The 20,426-nt window shown below is 71.2% G+C and carries 20 protein-coding genes; 1 reads left to right on the top strand and 19 read right to left on the bottom strand.

What is annotated here, in order from left to right; genetic code table 11:
- Positions 1-54 precede the first annotated feature (54 nt).
- Complete coding sequence (locus ACA089_RS00265) at positions 55-1,281, top strand: citrate synthase family protein (RefSeq protein WP_372012312.1); 1,227 nt, start codon at positions 55-57, stop codon at positions 1,279-1,281.
- A 74-nt stretch (positions 1,282-1,355) separates the two neighbouring features.
- Here ACA089_RS00265 and ACA089_RS00260 read toward each other — a convergent pair whose 3' ends face one another.
- From ACA089_RS00260 to ACA089_RS00170, 19 genes are all read right to left on the bottom strand, one after another.
- Positions 1,356-2,915, bottom strand: a complete 1,560-nt coding sequence (locus ACA089_RS00260) for a GH39 family glycosyl hydrolase (RefSeq protein ID WP_372012310.1) — start codon at positions 2,913-2,915, stop codon at positions 1,356-1,358.
- A 302-nt stretch (positions 2,916-3,217) separates the two neighbouring features.
- Positions 3,218-3,682 (bottom strand): hypothetical protein, encoded by a 465-nt coding sequence (locus ACA089_RS00255; protein ID WP_372012308.1) that lies wholly within the window; start codon positions 3,680-3,682, stop codon positions 3,218-3,220.
- A gap of 67 nt (positions 3,683-3,749) precedes the next feature.
- Entirely contained in the window at positions 3,750-4,073 is a 324-nt protein-coding gene (locus tag ACA089_RS00250; RefSeq protein ID WP_372012307.1) for a hypothetical protein, read from the bottom strand.
- Between the two features lie 127 nt (positions 4,074-4,200).
- Positions 4,201-4,572 carry a hypothetical protein gene (locus ACA089_RS00245; protein ID WP_372012306.1) on the bottom strand — a complete coding sequence of 124 codons (372 nt, stop codon included), beginning with the start codon at positions 4,570-4,572 and terminating at the stop codon, positions 4,201-4,203.
- A 362-nt stretch (positions 4,573-4,934) separates the two neighbouring features.
- The gene (locus ACA089_RS00240; protein ID WP_372012305.1) at positions 4,935-5,426 is read right to left on the bottom strand and encodes a DUF6491 family protein; all 492 of its coding nucleotides are present in this window, start codon (positions 5,424-5,426) and stop codon (positions 4,935-4,937) included.
- Between the two features lie 228 nt (positions 5,427-5,654).
- Positions 5,655-5,972, bottom strand: a complete 318-nt coding sequence (locus ACA089_RS00235; RefSeq protein WP_372012303.1) for a hypothetical protein — start codon at positions 5,970-5,972, stop codon at positions 5,655-5,657.
- Positions 5,973-6,489: 517 nt separating this feature from the next.
- Positions 6,490-7,032 (bottom strand): HIT family protein, encoded by a 543-nt coding sequence (locus ACA089_RS00230; RefSeq protein WP_372012301.1) that lies wholly within the window; start codon positions 7,030-7,032, stop codon positions 6,490-6,492.
- 372 nt (positions 7,033-7,404) lie between these two features.
- On the bottom strand, positions 7,405-9,321 hold the full coding sequence (locus ACA089_RS00225) for a response regulator (protein WP_372012300.1): 1,917 nt from the start codon (positions 9,319-9,321) through the stop codon (positions 7,405-7,407).
- Positions 9,308-10,171, bottom strand: coding sequence for a sensor histidine kinase (locus ACA089_RS00220; RefSeq protein WP_372012299.1), 864 nt, complete (start codon positions 10,169-10,171; stop codon positions 9,308-9,310). The genes ACA089_RS00225 and ACA089_RS00220 overlap by 14 nt, the downstream gene beginning before the upstream one ends.
- On the bottom strand, positions 10,168-11,184 hold the full coding sequence (locus ACA089_RS00215) for an ATP-binding protein (protein WP_372012297.1): 1,017 nt from the start codon (positions 11,182-11,184) through the stop codon (positions 10,168-10,170). The genes ACA089_RS00220 and ACA089_RS00215 overlap by 4 nt, the downstream gene beginning before the upstream one ends.
- Positions 11,175-11,573, bottom strand: coding sequence for an anti-sigma regulatory factor (locus tag ACA089_RS00210; protein ID WP_372012296.1), 399 nt, complete (start codon positions 11,571-11,573; stop codon positions 11,175-11,177). Before ACA089_RS00210 ends, ACA089_RS00215 begins: the two co-directional genes overlap by 10 nt.
- Positions 11,570-11,935, bottom strand: a complete 366-nt coding sequence (locus tag ACA089_RS00205; RefSeq protein WP_372012295.1) for an STAS domain-containing protein — start codon at positions 11,933-11,935, stop codon at positions 11,570-11,572. The genes ACA089_RS00210 and ACA089_RS00205 overlap by 4 nt, the downstream gene beginning before the upstream one ends.
- A gap of 3 nt (positions 11,936-11,938) precedes the next feature.
- Entirely contained in the window at positions 11,939-12,790 is an 852-nt protein-coding gene (locus tag ACA089_RS00200; protein ID WP_372012293.1) for an STAS domain-containing protein, read from the bottom strand.
- Positions 12,791-13,040: 250 nt separating this feature from the next.
- A complete protein-coding gene (locus ACA089_RS00195) occupies positions 13,041-13,448 on the bottom strand; it encodes a GFA family protein (RefSeq protein WP_372012291.1) in 408 nt (135 codons plus the stop codon).
- A 53-nt stretch (positions 13,449-13,501) separates the two neighbouring features.
- Positions 13,502-15,409, bottom strand: coding sequence for a propionate--CoA ligase (prpE, locus tag ACA089_RS00190; RefSeq protein WP_372012289.1), 1,908 nt, complete (start codon positions 15,407-15,409; stop codon positions 13,502-13,504).
- A 157-nt stretch (positions 15,410-15,566) separates the two neighbouring features.
- Complete coding sequence (locus ACA089_RS00185; protein WP_372012287.1) at positions 15,567-18,068, bottom strand: S9 family peptidase; 2,502 nt, start codon at positions 18,066-18,068, stop codon at positions 15,567-15,569.
- A gap of 247 nt (positions 18,069-18,315) precedes the next feature.
- Positions 18,316-19,299 (bottom strand): malate dehydrogenase, encoded by a 984-nt coding sequence (locus ACA089_RS00180; protein WP_372012285.1) that lies wholly within the window; start codon positions 19,297-19,299, stop codon positions 18,316-18,318.
- 70 nt (positions 19,300-19,369) lie between these two features.
- Positions 19,370-19,729 carry a glutaredoxin family protein gene (locus tag ACA089_RS00175; protein ID WP_372012284.1) on the bottom strand — a complete coding sequence of 120 codons (360 nt, stop codon included), beginning with the start codon at positions 19,727-19,729 and terminating at the stop codon, positions 19,370-19,372.
- A gap of 105 nt (positions 19,730-19,834) precedes the next feature.
- Positions 19,835-20,329, bottom strand: coding sequence for a peptidylprolyl isomerase (locus ACA089_RS00170; RefSeq protein WP_372012283.1), 495 nt, complete (start codon positions 20,327-20,329; stop codon positions 19,835-19,837).
- Positions 20,330-20,426: the final 97 nt, after the last annotated feature.

Raw genomic sequence — 20,426 nt, 5'->3', positions numbered from 1 at the left:
GTGTCACCCTGCCACCGGTTGATCAATCTTGATCGTATCGATCAATATTTCCCGATGGACCGCGACCTGATTCCCGCCGCCGAAGCCTGCCGGATCCTCGGCATCAGCGCCGCCACGCTCTATGCCTACGTCAGCCGGGGGCTGCTGGAGTCGCGCCCCGGCCAGGACCACCGCAGCCGCGTCTACCGGCGCCAGGACGTGGAGCGGCTGGCCGAACGCAAGCGCCTGGGCCGCGGCCCTGCGCGCGGCGCCGCGCAGAGCCTGGACCGCGGCCTGCCGGTGCTGGAGACCCGGATCTCGCTGATCCGTCCGGACGGCCCGTACTACCGCGGCCGCTCGGCGGTGGCTGCCGCCGAGGCTGGCGCCACCCTCGAGGACATCGCCCGCCTGCTGTGGGACTGCGGCAGCCAGGACCCGTTCTCCGATCCGCCCGGCGGCTGGCCCGCGCGGGTGGCGCCGCTGGCCACCGACGCCGAACTGCCGCCATTGAGCCGGGCGATGGCCGCCATCCCGCTGCTGGCGCTGCACGTGCCGCATTCCTTCCAGGCCGACCAGCCGACCCGCCGCGCGGTGGCCGCCACCCTGCTCCGCCAGAACGCCGCGCTGCTCGTCGCCCGGCGTCCGGCCGGTCCGGTCCACCACCTGCTCGGCGAGGCCTGGCGCCCCGGCGACGCGGGTTTCGCCGACCTGGTCCGCGCCGCGCTGGTGCTGTGCGCGGACCACGAGCTCAACGTGTCGGCCTTCGCCGCACGCGTGGTCGCCTCCACCGGCGCGCACCTGCATGCGACCGTCTGCGCAGGCCTGGCCGCGATGTCCGGCCCGCGCCATGGCGGCGCGACCGCCCGCGCCTATGCGCTGGTCGAAGGCGCCCGCGACTCGACGGACGTCGAACGCTTCATCGGCCAGCGCTGGCAGCGTGGCGAGGACCTGCCCGGGTTCGGCCACGCGCTCTATCCCGATGGCGACCCGCGTGCCGCGACGCTGCTGGCGATGCTGCGCGCCACCGCGGCCGATACCCGCACGATGCGCACGCTGGACGCGGTGATCGCCGCGGCCGAAGCCACCAGTGGCCGCCGCCCGAACGTGGACTTCACCCTGGCCGCGATCTGCCTGGCCCACGGGTTGCCGCCGGCGCCGGCGTTGTCGATCTTCGCGGCCGGGCGCCTGGCGGGCTGGCTGGCGCATGCGCTGGAGCAGCAGGCGCAGGGGCAGCTGATCCGGCCGCGCGCGAGCTACACCGGACTGCAGCCCGAGGCGGACGCGGACGTGGCGCACGACTGAAGCAGGCCGGTCCGTCCCGGCGGCTGCGGTCGAGCACGCGCCACGGCGACCCGATTGCGACGGCGGCGCGCGCGTTATTCGGCGACCGGCTCCAGCGTCACCAGGACCACGTCGTTGCTGCGCATCGGCAGGTCCAGCGCGAACGCGCCGTCGGCCGCCACGCGCACCACCCGGTCCTGTTCGGCTTCGTCGGCAGTGGCCGACTGCAGTTGCGCCAGCTGCGCGGCGGTGAGGTCCACCGGCCGGCCCATGTCGATGTAGTGCGACAGCGGGTCGTTGCGGAGGTAGCCGGTGCGGTGGACCGCCAGCCGATAGCGACCGGGGGCGACGCCCGCCAGCTGGATCGACAGTGGCGCGGCGCCGCCGGCGGGAAACTTGCGCGTGTAGAACGGCGTGTTGCTGACGTCCTGCCGCGGCTGCTGCCAGTCCCACGCCAGCACCGTGATCCGCCCGCCATCGACCGCCGCCCGCACCTGGGCGTCGGCTGCCGGGATCCGCAGGCCCGCGACCTGGTGCAGGTATTTGTAGGCGAACCAGGTCGGCTTGCGCACGCCCTCGCGGTTGACCAGGCCGAACCCGCCATGGAACGGCGCCGGCGGCGGGCCGGCTTCCTCGAACAGGTCGCTGTAGGCCCAGTAGCTCATGCCCTGGACGACGCCTTCGACCTGGGCGAGCTTGGTCAGCACGTACGGCGCGTTGATGTAGCTGTCGTGCACGAAATCGCGCGGGCTGTAGCTGCTGCTCCACTCGGTGAAGAACAGCGGCAGGCCGGGGAAGGCGGACGCCTCGATCTCCCGCCTGACCCGGTGCACGTCGGCGGTGATCGCGTCCGGCGAGTCGAGCAGCTTGGTGTCTTCCTTGCCCTCCTCGTCCAGGAAACCGCCGGCGACGCCGTACGTATGCGTGGTCACGAAGTCGATCGGCACGCCGTGGGCCTGGCAGAACGCCAGCAGTTCCGGCACCCAGTCCGCGCCGGCGGTGGAGGGCCCGCCGACGCGCAGCCGCGCGTCGACCGCCTTGAGGGTGCGGGCGGTATTGGCGTACAGGTCGAAGTAGGCGGCCTGGTCGGCGCCCTCCCAGAAGCCCGCCAGGTTCGGCTCGTTCCACACCTCGAAGTACCAGCGCCGGACCTCGTCGATGCCGTACCGCGCGATCACGTGCCGCAGGTAGGCATCGACCAGTTCGTTCCACATCGCGGTCTTCGGGTGCGAGGTGTTCCCCTTCCAGTAGAACAGCGTCTGCTCCGAGGTCCGCAGTTCGGCCGGGGTGAATCCGAGCTCCACGAACGGACGGATGCCCTTGGCCAGCATCCCGTCGTACAGCTGGTCGATCCTTGTCCAGTCGTAGACGATCCGGCCGTCCACCCTGCGGACGGTGCCGAGCGCGTCGTGGAACAGGTCGTGGAAGCGCACGTAGCGGAAGCCGAGTTCGTCGACGGCCAGCCCCAGGTGCGCCTGTGCGTCGTCGCGGATCAGCGTGCCGGGGAAATCCGAGCCGACCGAAAGGTCGTGGAACCGGTCCACCGGCTCGACCGCCCGGGCGACGTCGAGCCGGATCGCGCGTGGCGCGTGTTCGTTCGCTGCCCCCGCCGGGGCGAACGCGGCCAGGAGCACCAGGAGAATGCCACCGCGCATGCGTCCGTACCTGCGGGTCGAAGAACGATCGAGCATAGCGGCCCGATGGACGCGGCCGGTATTCGAATGTGGGGCGAAGGTATGCCGTGGACCGATGGCTTGGCCCGGCGCATGCGGCGACCGGACTGGCCAGGCCGCCGCCGGCTGCGGGCGATGTGCGGCATGGACGACGTCGAGGCCCCTGGCAACGCGTCGGGCGCGGGGCGGCGCGGCCGGAGCCCGAGCAGGACCACCCGCCACTGCCGCGCCGGACGGATCACGCCAAGCGGATCGCGGGCCGCCCGGTCACGGGGTAGCGAAGGTCAGGCGGCCTCCGTGCGGACCACCCGGGCGGCGCGTCCACGCACCATCCGCTGGCCCAGCCAGGCCATCGGCAGGTAGGCGCACACCAGGTCGAGGACGTCGAACCAGAGCGGCCCCGGCAGCAGGAACACGTTGGCGATGCCGGCGCAGAGGAACAGCACGCCGACCGCCCAGGCCGGACCCGCGCTGCGCCCGGGCGCCAGCAGGGTGGCCCCGATCGCGCCCGCCAGCGTCCCCAGTGCGTGCGCCAGGAACGGAAACAGGAAGTGCCTGGGCTCGAACAGCGGGAGCGCGGCCTGCAGGCCTTCGATGGTGCCCACGTCCGCCCCGGCGGGCGGCGGGACCAGGCCTGCACCCAGCTGGATCAGTCCCATGTTGACCAGGCTGCCCGCGAACAGCCCGACGACGACGGCAAGTATGTGGCGGACGATGCGACCCATGGCGATCTCCGTGATGGTGGGCATGCCCGGTTCGAGCCGCGCGCCCCGACGGGCGCCCTCCCTTCATGCGACGCGCGGCCGGCATGCGGTCCTACGATAGCCCAAGCCCGCGGTACCAGTCCGCGTAAGGACTGCTCCGCGCCAGGTGCCGGTTGTAGTCCCTGGCGCCATCGGTCCACCACGCCGGCCCGCGTTCGCCCAGCGCGACCTTGGCGGCCTGGACCGCGGCACGCGCCTGGCCCAACCGGTCCGCATCGCCGTCGCGCAACGCGGCGCGCACGCCCCTGCGCGCCTCCATCAACTGCCGGACCAGTCGCTGGCGGACGTCTTCGGACAGGTGCGGGTTGGCCGCCCGCCACAGGCGTCCGCGCACGACGAGGTAGCGCCGGTCCGGGGTGTAGAGCGGGTCGGTCACGCGTGCGCTGGACCTGTTGGCGGAAACAGCGACTGTAGTCAGCCGCGGATGCAGGGGCCGTGGACGACTCCGGCGGATGGCGCAGGTGCCTGCCGTGGATGCGCACGTGCGCGGACGGGGTCCGGGATCATCCGCCGGCGTGATCCCGCGCGCGTGGCAGGTCTTCGTAGCGCTCGCCGAACTGCACCAGGTACGGGCCGACCGCGAACACGCTGTTGTCGACGCGTGCGTCGTAGTCGGGAATACCCTGCCCGCGCACGTGGTTGCACGCCTCCGCGAACCCGGGCGAGCCGGCCCGGTACAGCAGCTTGTGGTTCGACACCGCCAGCACGATCGCCGCCACCGTTTCCAACCCCGGCAGGCTGATGTCGCACCAGCCATCGCGACCGATCGCCACCCCCTTGCCCCAGACCGCGTGGAACTCCCCCAGGTCCCGGCGGGTGGTCTCGCCTCCCTCTCCGGCAGTGATGCAGACCGTCACGATGCATTCGCGGCCCATCGGTTTTCTCCCTCTGCGTGCGGAGTCCATGGGGGCGGCATGCGCCGGATGCCAGCAGGCCCGCCCGACACGGTGTGCGCGCGTTCGCGGGAGGGCCGCATGGCGGCTGTGCCGCCGCGCACAGGCCCGGCGACGTGGCAGACCACGTCCGGGTGGCGGCGTGTATGCGGCCCGCGATCGCTCGCCCCCCCGCCGAGGGCAACGCGTCCGGGCGCGCGCGCTCCGTGGATCCGGAATCCGCTGCGCGTCCCCGGCCTCCACGCAGACGGCGGACCTCGCGCGGCACGCGCCGCGCGCATGCCGCGGAGAACCTCCCGGCGAGGCGGCTTCCACCGCCCCGACGGGAGGCGTCGGGTGGCGCGTCAGTTCGACGGCGGCGGCTCGGCCGGCGGCGCGTCCTGCCGGGCCTCGGCATTGGCCTGGCGGATCTCCTCGCGGCTCTGGTTCAAGGCCTGCACGTCGATCGGACGGATCGTGTCGATCCGGCACGGAATGCGCCCGACCTGGCTGATCCCGGGCCCGACCGGCCTGACCGTGTCGAAGCGCGCGGTGACCTGGTTGGAGAAGTGGGAGAAGGTGATCGAGCTGGCGAACTGCAGGTCCTGGCAGGGCCCGGTGAAATTGAGCAGGAAGGCCTCGTTCGGCCGGGTCCAGACCACGAGCGCGCTGTTGCCCAGCGGCGTCCAGCCATTGAGGCGGCCGAACATGCGGAAACTGCGCACCGGGTCGCCCGCGTGCGCGTGATAGAACGCCAGGCGCTCGGCATCGGTGGCCCTGGGCGCGCCGGAACTGCCGCACGCCGCCACGCCCGCCGTCAGCACCATCGCCAGCAGCGCCGGCATCAGCTTCTTCATGATCCTCTCCTGTTCGGGCCGAGCGGCCCACGGGGGCCTCCACGCGAGGCCGGCGACACACTGCAATCCCGCAACGGCACCTTGCCGGCGCGGCATCCGCACCGCATGTTCAGAAGACGTCGTCGTGCCCCGGCATCCCGGTCCCGCCGACCACGTCGCTGCCCGGTCCGGTGGCATCGCCGCCGGCCGCCGCATCCCAGTCGTTTCGGTACACGCGTCCGCCCTTCATCACGAAGCCCAGGCTGCGCAACGCGGAGATGTCGTTGCCGCGAGCATGCAGTCCACCTTGCCTCCCGCGCGGCTGCGGATGACGTGGTACGTGTAGATGCGATCACCCTGCTGGAAGCTGTAGCGGAACGGCAGCACGATCTCCACCGCGTCGGTGGCGGCCTGGATCATCTGGAAGCGCTCGGCCCAGCCCGCGGGCCCGCGCATGGTTTCCACCCCGTTGATCACCAGCGGGGCGTCGTCGGTGAAGTGGCGCGCGAAGGCTTCTTCGGTGAAGGCGCCGGGCGTGGCCATCGCCTGGTTCCACCAGGCGAACATTGCGCTGAGCCGGTCCGGCGCAGCGGACGCGTTCCCCACCGGTTCCGCGCCGGCAGCCCACGCGTGGAACAGCATGGGGACGATCGATGCGACTGCCCATTTCCCTGCGACGGCCATGCTGATCTCCTCGATAAACCGAAGGACAAAGACGGCGATGCGGGTGGAACGGCGTGATGCCTGGACCTGATCCTACGTTCCATCCGGCCCGGCGGCAAACGTGTTGGCGGTATCGCGACGGCAGGCGAGGCCCGCCGGCGTCGGGCCCCTCCCGGTCGCATGCGTGATGAGCCGATCCGCGTGCGCAGTGACGCGGGCCCATCTCTCCGGCCAGGCGCAGGTGGCCACGGCCTGACCATCTTGTGCGTGCACCACGACCCCGCTGCTCCGCAGCACGGGATCGCGGCATGAGCGGAATCGATGGACACGCGCACACTCGATTCGCCCGGACCGGGCATGCGCACGCGGGCCTTGGGGGGACCGGCACAGCCAAGGCCGGCATCGCCGCCCGTGCGCTTCACTAGTCCGGCAGGTTCGACCGGATCAGGGCCGCCGTTGCAGCCAACTGACCCGCTGGAGCACGGACGCGCTCGCGGCGCGGCGCATCGCCGGCGGGATCGTGCCGCGTGCCCGGCCGGCGGCCGGCGCCGTCGAACGTGGCCAGCTGGGGCGGCCCTATGCCCCAGTCGCTGCCCGCCTGCCGCGGCACCACGTGGAAATGGAAATGCGGGGTTTCCTGGCCGCTGTAGACCCCGTTGTTCTGGAACGTGAGGAGGCCCAGCGGGCGATAGGCCGCGACGAGCGCTGCCGCGGCCCGCCTGGCCGCCCGCAGTACCGCCGCACACTCCTGGTCGGACAGGTCGAGCAGCGTGGCGACGTGCCGGCGGGTGATGACGCAGCACTGGCCGACCTCGAACTGCCACGGGTTGATCACCGTGAGCGTGGCCGCGCCCTCCTCGATGACGGCCCATCGTTCCTCGCGCCCGGCGATGCCTTCGCACAGGTCGCACGTCTCCCGAACCGGAAGCTCGAACGGACGCTCTCGACCGTCACCGGGATGCATCACCGCGCAAGTCCTCTTCGGCCGCGCGCCTCGCCGAGGCCCTCCCGCCCCCGCCGGGACCGCGTTCCGCTCCGGCTTGCCTCCCCGGCCGCGCGGGTCATTTTTTCCCCGCGCCGCCCGGCCAGCAGACCGGACACGGGCCGGGACCGCGGTACTTGTGCCCGCGGCTGCAGGTCTTCCAGCCGTTGTTGCCCGCCGGTGCCGTCTTCTTCCTCGATGAAGCCACGGTCACGTCTCCCTTGCGCACATGCGCAGTCGCAGGCGGACAACCGGCGGCGCGCCGGGACGTCCGGCCATCGCCGCATCATCCTCCCGCCAGCGCGCGACGCAAGCGCCTTGCCTTGGCGGCGGCCCGCGCCTCCGCCGTCCGGCTCAGCCCAGGTTCTGCCGGACCGCGCGCAGCAGTTCGTTGAGGTTGAACGGCTTGAGCAGCATGTCCATGCCCTCGCCGAGGAAGGCCTGGCGGTTCTGCGCGTTCTCCGCGTAGCCGGTGATGAACAGCACCGGCAGCGCCGGCTGTCGCTCGCGGGCCCGGTCGGCGAGTTCGCGGCCACTGATGCCGGGCAGGCCGACGTCGGTGAGCAGCAGGTCGAAACGGCGCCCGGCCAGCGCCTGCAGCGCCTCGCCGGCGTCCGCACAGGCCACCACCTCGTAGCCGGCGTCGACCAGCACTTCCTGCGACATGGCCCTCACCAGCTCGTTGTCGTCCACCAGCAGGATGCTCTCCGCCCCGCCTTCGACCGCGGCCTCGTCGCCGGCGTCGGCGTCGCCTGCCTGCTCGCCGCGCGGCAGCAGCAGCTCGATGGTCGTGCCCTGCCCGACCACGCTGTGCACGCGGGCCGTGCCGCCGCTCTGGCGGGCGAAGCCGTAGGTCATCGACAGGCCCAGGCCGGTGCCCTCGCCGATCGGCTTGGTGGTGAAGAACGGCTCGAACACCTTGTCGACGATGTCCGCGGGAATGCCGGGGCCGTCGTCGGACACGCACAGGCTCACGTAGTCGCCGGGGGCCAGTTCGCCACCGTGGACCACCACCGGCCGCGCGGAAATCGTGATCCGTCCGGCGCCGGCGAGCGCATCGCGGGCGTTGATCACCAGGTTCAGGACCACGCTCTCGAGCTGGTTGGCGTCGGCCACCACCACCAGCCCCTGCGCGGGCAGGTCGAACTCCAGCGCGATGTTCTCGCCGATCGAGCGGGTCAGCAGCTCGGCCAGGGTGGACACGCGCGCGCCGATGTCGAAGGCGGTGGTGTCCAGCGACTGCTTGCGGGCGAAGGCGAGCATGCGCTGGGTCAGCGCCGCGGCGCGGAAGGCGGAGGTCGAGGCCATGCTGGCGAAGCGCGGGATGCGCTCCAGCCGCCCGTTCTCCAGCGCCATGCCGATCATGTCCAGGCCACCGATGATCCCGGTGAGCAGGTTGTTGAAGTCGTGCGCGATGCCACCGGTCAGCTTGCCCAGCGCGTCCATCTTCAGCGCCTGCTGCAGCTCCAGCTCGGTGCGCTCGCGCTCGGCGATCTGCACCGCCAGCTCGCTGGTGGCCGAGTCCAGCTGCAGCCGCTGCGCGCGCTCGCGGGCGTGGTGCTCGGTCTGGTCTTCCACGTACAGCAGGCCGACGCCCGGCTCCTTGTAGGGCGTGACCCGCCATTCGGTGACGCGCGCGCCGGCGGGCGTCTGCAGGGTGAACGTGCCGCGCCAGCTGCCGTCGTTGCGCAGCGCGTCCCGCAGGCCGGCGACCGGCTGGTCGCCGAACAGCGCGGCCAGGGTCGGCGCGCCAGCCTCGACCAGCAACTTGCGGAACGCCGGGTTCTCCTCGCGCACGTCCAGGTCGCAGGACACCGCCGCGATCGGCGCGGCAACGTTCTCGAAGATCTCGCGGAAGCGCGCCTCGCTGGCATGCAGCGCTTCCTCGGCCCTGCGCACGCGCAGCAGCGTGCGCAGCGTCGCCAGCAGCACGTCGCGGTCCACCGGATGGACCAGGTAGGCGTCGGCGCCGGCGTTGAGCCCGGTGATCAGGTCGCCGGTGGCGATGGAGGCGGCCGAGACATGGACCACCGGCAGCAGGCTGGTGCGCGGCGAGGCGCGCAGGGTGCGCACGACGTCGAAGCCGCTCATGTCCGGCAGGTTCACGTCCAGGACCAGCGCGACGAATGCCTCGCGTTCGAGCCGCTCCAGGCCCTCGGTGCCGGTACCGGCCTCCTCGACGCTGAAACCGTGGTGTTCCAGTACCCGGCGCACCGAGTAGCGGGTGGCGACGTTGTCGTCCACCACCAGGATGCGGCTAGCCTCCGTCATCGGTTCCCTCCGGCAGCGCGATGGGCAGGATCACGTGGAATTCCGACCCTTCGCCGACCACGCTGTTCACGCCGACGCTGCCGCCCAGAAGCTCGGCGAAGCGCCGGCACAGGGCCAGGCCCAGGCCGGTGCCGCGCAGGCGCTTCTGGATCGGCGAGTCGACCTGGACGAAGTCCTCGAACAGCGCGCCCAGCATGTGCTCGGGGATGCCGATGCCGGTGTCGCGCACGCTGAAGCAGACGTGGCTCTCGCCCTGCAGGCGCGCCGAAACGGAGACCCGGCCCTGCGGGGTGAACTTCAGGGCGTTGGCGATGAAGTTGCGCAGGATCTGCGCCAGCTTCTTGTCGTCGGTGTACAGCATCGGCAGCGGCGGCGGATCCTCGAACACCAGCTCGACGCTGCCGGCGCCCTCCACCAGCGGGCGGAACATGCCGCGTAAGGCGGAGAACAGGTCCATCAGGTCGAACCACGCCGGCGAGATGGAGATGCGCCCGGCCTCGATCTTGGCCAGGTCCAGCAGGTCGTCGACCATGTCGCGCAGCTCCACGGCCGCGGCGCTGACGAAGCGCACCTGCTTGAGCTGCTCGTCGTTGAGCGGGCCGTCCAGCCCGTCCTCCAGCAGCCGGGTGATGCTCAGGATCGAACCCAGCGGCGTGCGGAACTCGTGGCTCATGTAGGAAAGGAAGCGGCTCTTGAGCTCGGAGACCTGCTTGAGCTCCTCGGCCTGCTGGTCCAGTTCGGCGTACAGGGCGAGCACGCCCTGGTTGGTCTCGTCCAGCTCGGCCCGCAGGGCCGCGTTTTCCGCGCGCAGCCGTTGCAGTTCGGCGTCGATGTCCACGGCACTGTTCATGCCCGTCCTCCCAGGCGGACGGCGATGACGCTGGTGTCGTCGCGCCCGCGATCGAAATCCCGCAGCAGCACCGCCACCACCAGCGCCGGGTGGCGGAACACCAGGCCTTCGTACTGGCCCAGGTTCCAGCGCGACTGCAGGCCGTCACTATGCATCAGCAGGAGCGCACCGGACGCCGCCGGGATGGCGAACGGCGCCGCGCGCCGGTATTGCCCGCCGACGATCCCCGGATGCGAGGCCATGCCCCGGCCGGAGGCGCCGCCCTCGTGGATCGAAGCGGCGATGTTGCCGACCCCGGCGAAGCGCGCCTGGCCGGTGGCTTCGTCATGGCAGAACACCGCCGCCGCGCCGCCCCGGGTGCGCGACATCCGCGCATGCATCCGCGCGATCAGTTCGTCCGGCGGCAGGTCCGGCGCTTCGGCGACCGCGGCGGTCCCGAGCTCGGCCGCCTCGTTGGCCTGCACCCCGTGGCCGAGGCCGTCGACCAGCGCGACGACCAGGCGCCCCGCGTCCCAGCCCAGGAACCAGCCGTCGCCGCACACCAGCTCATGCCGCATCGGCACGCGCAGCGCGCCGTAGCCGAGGTCGCTGGCCGGCGCCTCTTCGGCGTAGATGCGCGCCAGCACCACCGCCCCCCGGTCGTCGGACCATGCGTCGAACACCTGCGACTGGCGCTGGATCGCGCCCAGGCCCTGGCCCTGGCTGCCGGCGGTGGAGAAGCCGTCGGGCAGGCAGCGGGCCAGCGAGAAGCCCGGGCCGCGATCGGTCGCACAGACCTCCACGCCCTTGCCCGCCCGCCCCTGCACCAGCGACAGCAGGATCCGTCCGCCCCCGCCATGGCGGAGCACGTTGGTCGCCAGCTCGGTCGCGGCCAGCGCCACGCGCCCCGCATCGAGCTCACCGAACCCCGCCAGCACCGCCAGGCCCAGCGCCTCGCGCCGCACCTGGCCTACCTGGGAGGACTCCTCGACCGGTATCGTGCGGGTGGCGTGGCCGGCGAACCCTACGCCCATTTGGTGATCGCTACCCGGGTTCCACGCCCGGGTGCGCTGTCCAGCTCGAACGCGTCCACCAGCCGGCGCGAGCCGGACAGGCCCAGGCCCATGCCGTTGCCGGAGGTCCAGCCGTCGGTCAGGGCCTGGTCGATGTCGGGAATGCCCGGGCCCTGGTCGACGAACTCCAGGCGCACGCCCTTGCGCACGCCCTGCTGCACCGTTTCCCAGTTCATGTGGCCGCCGCCGCCATAGACCACGGCGTTGCGCGCCAGCTCGCTGGCGGCGGTGATCAGCTTGGTCTGGTCGACCAGGCGCAGGCCGCAGGCGACCGCCGCCTGGCGCGCTGCCTGGCGGGCGAGCACGACGTCCTGTTCGGTGCGAACCGGCAACTGGCCGCTGGTGCTCATCGGGCCTCGTCGTCGATCTGCTGCAGCAGCTTCATGCCCCGGTCCACGTTCAGCGCGGTGCGCACGCCGGTCAGGTTCAGGCCCAGCTCCACCAGGGTGATCGCCACGGCCGGCTGCATGCCCACCACCACGGTACGCGCGTCCATCACCGAGGCCAGCGCCGAGATCGTGGCGATCATCCGGCCGATGAAGGAGTCGACGATGTCCAGCGCGGAAATCTCGATCAGCACGCCGCGCGCGGAGGTGGCGCGGATGCGCTCGGTCAGGTCGTCCTGCAGGGTCAGCGCCAGCTGGTCATGCATGTCCACCTGGATGGTGACCAGCAGGATGTCGCCCATCTGCAGGATCGGGATGCGTTCCACGCGTCAGCCCGCCTTCGACACGGTCAGGCCGGTGCGCTTGAGCGCCAGCGCCAGCGCGTCGGCCAGGTTGGCCTTGGTGACGATGCCCTGCAGGTCCAGGCCCAGGTGGACGATGGTCTGGGCGATCTGCGGGCGCACGCCGCTGATGATCGCGTCGGCGCCCATCAGGCGGATCGCGGTGACGGTCTTGAGCAGGTGCTGGGCGACCAGCGTGTCCACCGTGGGCACGCCGGTGATGTCGATGATGGCGATCTCCGAGCCGGTCTCGACGATCCGCTGCAGCAGCGACTCCATCACCACCTGGGTACGTTGCGAGTCGAGCGTGCCGATCATCGGCAGCGCCAGCACGCCGTCCCACAGCTTCACCACCGGGGTGGACAGCTCCAGCATTTCTTCCTGCTGGCGCTGGATCACTTCCTCGCGGGTCTTCTGGTAGGCCTTGACCGTGTGCAGGCCGAGCTGGTCGAGCAGTTCGGAAACCGCCCACAGCTGCCGTGCCAGTTCCACCGGCGAGTCGGCATTGGCCTGCTGGATGACGTCGAACAGCGGGCGCTTGAGCGAGAAGATGAAGGTCGCCGTCTCGGACGAACTGAAGCCCTTGAGCACGCGCTCGCGCGAGAGGTCTTCGAGGAAGTGGCGGATCTCGTCCCACTCCCGGCCCTGCAGGTTGCCTGCGTCCGCCGCGTGCATAGCGCCGAGGAACAGCCGCCAGAATTCGCGGACCTGGACATCGAGTTCGCGCTGCGAGGTGCGCCCGTCCTGCGAGGCCTGGGCCAGGCTGGCGACCCACGCGTCGATGACGGCGGTCTGGCTGGATTCGATGAGCTTGAGCGTGCGCGGGTCGAGGGCGGCCATGCATGGGTTCCTGTGTGGGCGGCCGGGCCACGCCCGCCACACACGCGGGCCCCCCCAGCCGACTTAGTCGGAGGAGCGTAACTGAATTCGGGTACGCGGTCTTGCGTGGACAACCGGCGTGGCGGAAGGGGTGAAGACGGCGTGAATACTTCAGCTTCCACAGGTGCCGGAGGCGCAGGCCTCGCACAAACCGCCGGCGCGGCCATGTCGACGCCGCGCCGCGCTGCTGCGACCGCGCACCGCCCCCGCATCAGGCATCCGGCGGCAACCCGTCGTGTTCGGCCAGCCGCGCCGCCAGCCTGGCCCAGTGCGGGCGCTGGGCGACGAACAGCGCGGCGCTCGGTTCGAACCGCGCCGGCTCGTCGAGGCTGCCGGCATACACGGTGACCAGGTCCGGCGCCGACTCCGGGGTGCCGAACAGCAGGCTGCCGCATTCGCCGCAGAAGTTGCGCACCGCGGACCGGCCGCTGCCGCCGGGGGAGCGCCACGCGCGAACGGGACCGCTGCAGGCGAACGAGGCCTTCTCCACGCCCATCACCGGCACCCCGCCGCTGCCGGACGCGCGCTGGCAGTCGCGGCAGTGGCAGATCGCCGCGAACAGGACCGGCCCCGGGGACAGGTACCGCGATGCCCCGCACAGGCAGCCTCCCGTGAGCATCGCCGCCACCCGCATCCGCGCGCCATCCACGCAGGCCCAACTGTAACGCCGCTTCAGCTCCCGGCGTCGGCGTCCCGCTCCAGCGCGCGCCTGACTTCCTCCAGCGAGCCGGGATCGTCCAGGGTGGACAGGTCGCCCGGGTCGCGATGTTCCGCCAGGGCCTGCAGCGAGCGCCGCAGCAGCTTGCCCGAGCGGGTCTTGGGCAGCGCGCTGACCACGTACACGCGCGAGGGCCGCGCCACCGCGCCGAGCTGGTCGGTCACCGCACGCATCATCTGCGCGGCCGCTTCGGCGGGCACGGTGTCGCTGCGCCTGAGCGTGGCGAACACCACCGGCACCTGGCCCTTCAGCTCGTCCTGAACGCCGATGACGGCCGCCTCGGCCACGGCCGGGTGGCTGGACACCGACTCCTCGATCTCGCGCGTACCGAGTCGATGGCCGGCCACGTTGATCACGTCGTCGGTGCGGCCCAGGATGAAGGTGTAGCCGTCCTCGTCGCGGATCGCCCAGTCCAGCGAACTGTAGAGCAGCTCCCTGAAATGGCTGAAGTAACTGCTCAGGAAGCGGGCGTCGTCGTTCCACACCGTGGTCATGCAGCCCGGCGGCAGCGGCGGCTCGATCACCAGCACGCCCTTCTGCCCGGCGGCCGCTTCGTTGCCCGTCGCCTCGTCGATGACACGCAGCCGGTAGCCGAGGTTGGGAAGCCCGGGCGACCCGAACTTCACCGGTTTCATGTCCACCCCGGGCAGCAGGCACAGCACCGGCCAGCCGGTCTCGGTCTGCCAGTAGTTGTCGATCACGGGCTTGCCCAGTGCATCGGTGATCCATTGCGCGGTCGGCTCGTCCAGCGGCTCGCCGGCCAGGAAGAGGTAGCGCAGCCTGGACAGGTCGTGGTCGCGCAGGTACGCCACGTCGTGCTTCTTCAGCACGCGCACCGCGGTCGGCGAGGAGAACATCGTGCGCACGCCGTAGCGTTCGCACAGCGACCACCACACGCCCGGATCCGGGTTCACCGGCAACCCTTCGTAGAGCAGCGAGGTCGCGCCGACCAGCAGCGGCCCATAGACGTTGTACGAATGCCCCACCGCCCAGCCCACGTCGGAGGTGGAAAACATGACCTGGCCGGGGCCGACGTCGTAGACCGTGCGCATCGACAGCGCCAGCGCCACCGCGTGGCCGCCGACGTCGCGCTGCACGCCCTTGGGCCGGCCGGTGGTGCCCGAGGTGTACAGCAGGTAGCTGGGCTCGTTGGACTCCAGCCATTCCACCGGGACCTGGATGTCGCCGGCGTGCTCCTCGAGGGCCTGCGCGCGCAGCACCGCGTAGTCCTCGTCGCGGCCGGCGACGCGCGGTTGCGCCGGGTCCAGCCCGCGCGAGACCAGCAGCACCTTCGGCGGCGGGAACTTCGCTTCCGCGCAGGCCTGGTCGACCAGCGGCTTGTACGGGATGACCTTGCCGCCGCGGCTGCCGGCATCGGCGGCGACCAGCAGCTTCGGCTGCGCGTCGTCGATGCGCAGCGCCAGGTTGTGTGCGGCGAATCCGCCGAACACCACCGAGTGGATCGCGCCGATGCGCGCGCAGGCCAGCATCGCGAACACCGCCTCGGCCATGTTCGGCATGTACACGACGACCCGGTCGCCCCTGCCGACGCCGAGCTTCTTCAGCACCGCCGCGAACGCGTTCACTTCGCGATGGAGCTCGCGGTAGGTGATCTCGCGGGTGACGTTGGTCTCGGTGGACACCACCACCAGCGCCAGCTGGTCGGCGCGCTCGGCCAGGTGCCGGTCGACCGCGTTGTGGCACAGGTTGGTGGTGCCCCCGGCGAACCAGCGGCGGAACGGCGGATCGGTGTATTCGAGGATCGCCTGCGGCGGCACCTGCCAGTCGATGGCGGCGGCGGCCTCGGCCCAGAACGCTTCGGGTTCTTCCACCGAACGCCGGTACAGGTCTTCGTAGCGCATGGCGGCCTCCCTCCCAGGGGACGACGGGCTGGCGATGGCCGGAGCATAGTCCCGCCCACCTTGAACGACCCTGCGACCTTGGTCGAAATCCACGCACATGGATGTGGAAAGGCCGGAAAACCCGGCCTTTCCGTCCGCCACGGGTTGACCGGTCCGATCAACCCGACGGCTTGCCGACGCCCCTGCCCGCTTCGGCGCGAGCGGACCGCTGCGACGGCGCTTCCTTCACGTAGCGGTCGAACCAGGCCAGCATCTCGGCCACGAAGTGCTCGTTGGATTCCCGCGCGGTGTACCAGTGCGGTTCGAACGGCAGCATCACCAGGCGGGTCGTGCCGCCGTTGCCGCGGATGGCCTGGAACAGGCGCGGCGACTGGGTCGACTCGGTACCCGGGTTGGCATCGTCGCTGCCGTGCACGATCAGCAGCGGCTCGTCGATGCGGTCGGCATGGAAGAACGCCGATGCCTGGTCGTAGACCTGCGGCGCGGCCCAGAACGAACGCCGCTCGTTCTGGAAGCCGAACGGGGTCAGGGTCTTGTTGTAGCCGCCGCTGGAGGCCACGCCGGCGCGGAACAGGTCGGTATGCGCGAGCAGGTTGGCCGCCATCAGCGCGCCGTGGCTGTGGCCGGTCACGCCGATCCGCCCGCGGTCGACGACGCCCAGCTCCACCGCCTTGTCCACCGCCGCCTCCGCGTTGGCCACCAGCTGCTCCAGGTAGGTGTCGTAGGCGGTCTTCGGGTCGCCCACGATCGGGAAGGACGCGTTGTCGATGATCGCGTAGCCGGCCAGCAGCAGCAGCCGGTACCCGGCCAGCCGGGTGAAGGTCTGCTCGGACCCGCTGACCTGGCCGGCCTTGGAGGGATCGGCGTAGTCGGCCGGATACGCGTAGAGGATGGCCGGCACCCGCGTGCCGTCCTGGTAGCCCGGCGGCGTGTACAGCGTGAACGACAGCTCCACGCCGTCCTTGCGCCTGTACGTCACCAGTCGCTTCTTGACGCCCCGGACCAGCGGCGTTGGATCCGGGAAGGTGGTCACCGCCCGCGCCGTCGAAGCGAAGACGGCCTCGCCCCCGGCCGCATCCGGGGAGGCGTCGCCGAGCGCGCGCAGGTGCAGGTTCGGCGGATCCACCGGCGACTGGTGCCAGGTCAGCAGGCGTGAAGTGTCGCCCCCGGCGAAGCCGATGAAATTCTCGAAGGCGTCCGGCGCGCTGCGGAACATCCGCTGGGTCCGGCCGCTGGCGAGGTCGTAGCGGTCCAGGAACGGGCGATTGCCCTGCGGGGTCGCGCCACCACCGGCCAGGAACAGCGCGCCGTCCTCCTCGCGGAGCACCCACGCGCCGCTCGCGAGCCGGCGATACTGCGGGCTGCCCGGATCGGCATAGAGCTCGTCGGTGGACAGGTCCCACAGCACGCGTCCAGGCACGCTGGGCTGGTCCACGTCCACCAGCGTCGTCGTCTGCCAGTTGCGATTGGCGTCGTATTCGTGGGCCAGCGCGCGACCGCCCTCGGCGAACCAGTCGATGCCGGCGTAGCGCTGCTTCAGTCGGGCGACCTCGCGCGGCTTGGCGGTGAACGGTGCGGCCAGGCTCATCAGGCGGTCGCGTGCAGGCACGTCCGCCTTCCAGTCGCCGCCATCCAGCGCCTCGGCCCAGACCAGGGTCGCCGGCTGGTTCGCGCGCCAGCCGTGGCTGCGCGGTCCGGTCGGGACCCCGCGCACGGGCACCCGGTCGGCGACCGGGAGCTGCGCCACGGTGCGGGCACGGCCGTTGTCCAGGTCGAGCACCGCGACGTCACGGGCGAAGCGGCTCCAGGTGGTCACGTAGGAATACGGACGCTGCAGCGTCTCGACCAGCACATGCCGGCCATCGGGCGCCGCATCGACTTCCCCGATCACCGCCGGCTGGCCGATCGCGGCGACCGCGCCGGTCGCCACATCCACCGTCGCCAACTGCGATGCCGCGTAGTAGTCGAACAGCGCCTCGTCCTCGGGCCCCGAGAGGGTGTCGCGGGCCTCGTAGGTGCTGCTCTCGCCCTTGCCGGCGATCGCCTCCTTGATCTCGGGCCCCGGTGGCACCGCGGCCTTCTGCGGCGCCGGCCCCTGGCCCGGTGGGACGCGCTTGACCAGCAACGTCTGCTGCGCGCCCAGCCATTGCACCTCGCTGCCCAGCATGGTGTTGAGCTGCACGCCTTCGATGCGCCGCACCGCCGCGGTCGTCGCGTCGCCCAACCACAGCTCCACCCCGCGGTCGGTGGTGTTGTCGAAGGCGAAGCGCTGGCCATCCGGCGACCACGAAGGCATGCCCGGGCAGGCGCCGGCAGGCAGCGCCACGACCGTCTGCGCGCCGGTGGCCAGGTCGAGCACGCTGAAGCCGTCCAGGCAGGTGCGGATGCCATAGCCGTTGGAGCGGTCGTGCCGACTGCGGTTGCGTGGCTCGATCCGCACGCCGGCCAGCTTCAGGTAGGGCTCGGCGACGCGCTCGACCGGCGGATACAGCGATTGCCGCACCAGCAAGGCGCGGCTACCGGTGGAGTCGATCACGGGCGAGGGGTTCAGCGGCGCGCGCAGCACGCCCAGCAGCGGCTCGGGCGGCTGCCGGTAGCCGTCGCCAGCCGCCTGTGCGATCGGGGCGAACCCGCCTCCGGCCAGCACCACGATCCCCATTCCCAGCCCTAGAGGGCGCCACGTCGTGCGCATGCATGTCCCCGCGATCATGAAGATCGTGCAACCTAGCATGGCGACAACACCGCCCTCCCCGGCCAGGCCACGCATGTGCCATCGGTCATGCGCCGGTGGAGGCGCTGGCACGCGCAACGCGCCCGGTTCGCGGACCGCATCGCGGCCACGGTATCGGGTGCAAAAAAAACGGGGCGGCCGAAGCCGCCCCGCGTGACACCGTGCAAACCGCGGGTCAGAGCAGGTGGGCGACGCCGCTGCGCTCTTCTTCCAGTTCGGCCAGGGTCTTGTCGATCGCCTTCTGGCTGAAGTCGTCCACCGGCAGGTCGCGGACCATCGTGTACTTGCCGTTCTCGGTGGTGACCGCGAAGCCGAAGATCACGCCTTCCGGGATGCCGTAGGAGCCGTCGGACGGGATGCCCATCGTGACCCACTTGCCGTTGCTGCCCAGGAGCCAGTCGCGGACATGGTCGATGGCGGCATTGGCGGCCGAGGCGGCCGAGGACAGGCCGCGGGCCTCGATGATCGCCGCGCCGCGCTTGCCTACCTTCGGGATGAAGTCGTTGGCGTTCCAGTCGGCGTCGTTGATCTTGTCCTTCAGCGACACGCCGCCGGCGGTGGCGAAGCGGTAGTCCGGGTACATGGTCGGGCTGTGGTTGCCCCACACCACCAGCTTCTCGATGTCGCCCACGGCCACGCCGGCCTTGGCGGCCAGCTGGCTCAGCGCGCGGTTGTGGTCCAGGCGCAGCATGGCGGTGAAGTTCTCGGGCTTGAGGTCCGGGGCGGACTTCATGGCGATGTAGGCATTGGTGTTGGCCGGGTTGCCGACCACCAGCACCTTCACGTCGCGCGAGGCGACCTTGTTCAGCGCCGCGCCCTGGGCGGTGAAGATCTTCGCGTTCTCCAGCAGCAGGTCCTTGCGCTCCATGCCCGGGCCGCGCGGACGCGCGCCGACCAGCAGGGCCACGTCGGCGTCCTTGAACGCCACTTCTGGGTCGTCGGTGCCGACCACGCCCGCCAGCAGCGGGAACGCGCAGTCCTCCAGCTCCATGATCACGCCCTTGAGCGCGGCCTGGGCCTTCTCCATCGGCAGCTCGAGCAGCTGCAGGATCACGGGCTGGTCCTTGCCCAGCATTTCGCCGGAGGCGATGCGGAACAGCAGGGCGTAGCCGATCTGGCCGGCGGCGCCGGTGACGGCAACTCGAACGGGGGTCTTCATCGGTGGGGAGGTCCTTCGGTGGGTGCGATGTGTCGCGTGGAGAACAATGCGGGCCGTGGCGGCGCGCGGGTTAGTAGACGTCGTACCCCAGCGGGGTCAGGGTCTCGTCGAGGGCACTGGTGTTGTAGCCGCGGATCACGGCCTGGCCGACCACGGTCACCGGCACGCCGCGGGCGCCAAGCGCGCGCATGGCGCGGTCGCCGTCCTCGTCGTCGATGTCCAGCACCCGGTAGCGCACGCCGGCGCGCTCGAAGTCGCCCTGCTGCTTGCGGCAGTAGCCGCACCATTCGGCGGCCAGCATGACGATGCCCGCTTCGCCGGTGAGCGTGCGCGGGTCGTCCGGATGCAGCTCCGGCTGGCGATCCGCCGACCACCAGGCATAGAGCCCGCCGAGGAGGCCGACGACCAGCAGCAGACCGAGGATGCGCATGTGGATTCGGGTCGGGCGGCCGGGCCGGGAGCCGGCGATTTTATCACGCGGCCCCGGGCCGGCCGGTCCGGCGGAGGTTTCGCCGGACACGGCCGCGGGCGCCGGTCAGGCGCTCAGGTAACGGTTCCACTCGGCGACGCGGTCGGCCTTGGCGGCCAGCACCGCGGCGGCGTCGCCCTCGATCTTCACCGAGTTGATCTTGTCGCCCTGGGCGACGGCGTCGACCACATCCAGGCCCTCGACCACCTTGCCGAACACGGTATGGCGGCCGTCCAGCCACGGGGTGGCGACGTGGGTGATGAAGAACTGGCTGCCGTTGGTGTTCGGGCCGGCATTGGCCATGGACAGCACGCCGCGCTCGTGGGCCACGCCGTTGCTGGTCTCGTCCTCGAAGCGGTAGCCCGGGCCGCCGCGGCCGGAGCCCTCGGGGCAGCCGCCCTGGACCATGAAATCGGCGATGACCCGATGGAAGTTCAGCCCGTCATAGAAGCCCCGCTGGGCCAGGTTAACGAAGTTGGCCACGGTCAGCGGCGCCTTCTCGGGCAGCAGGTCGACCTTGATGACGCCCTTGGCGGTGTCGAAGGTGGCGGTCAGGCTCATGTATTCAGCTCCAGATGCCCGGTGGGGGCGGTTGACCGGTTATAATAGCGCGCTTCCTTTTCGACCCCTCCGCGCGCCTTGCCCCTTCGAAGGGGGT

Origin of the sequence: Pseudoxanthomonas fibrivorans (assembly GCF_041464125.1) — a bacterium.
Classification (GTDB): Bacteria; Pseudomonadota; Gammaproteobacteria; order Xanthomonadales; family Xanthomonadaceae; genus Pseudoxanthomonas.
This window is presented reverse-complemented; position numbering and strand designations above follow the sequence as displayed.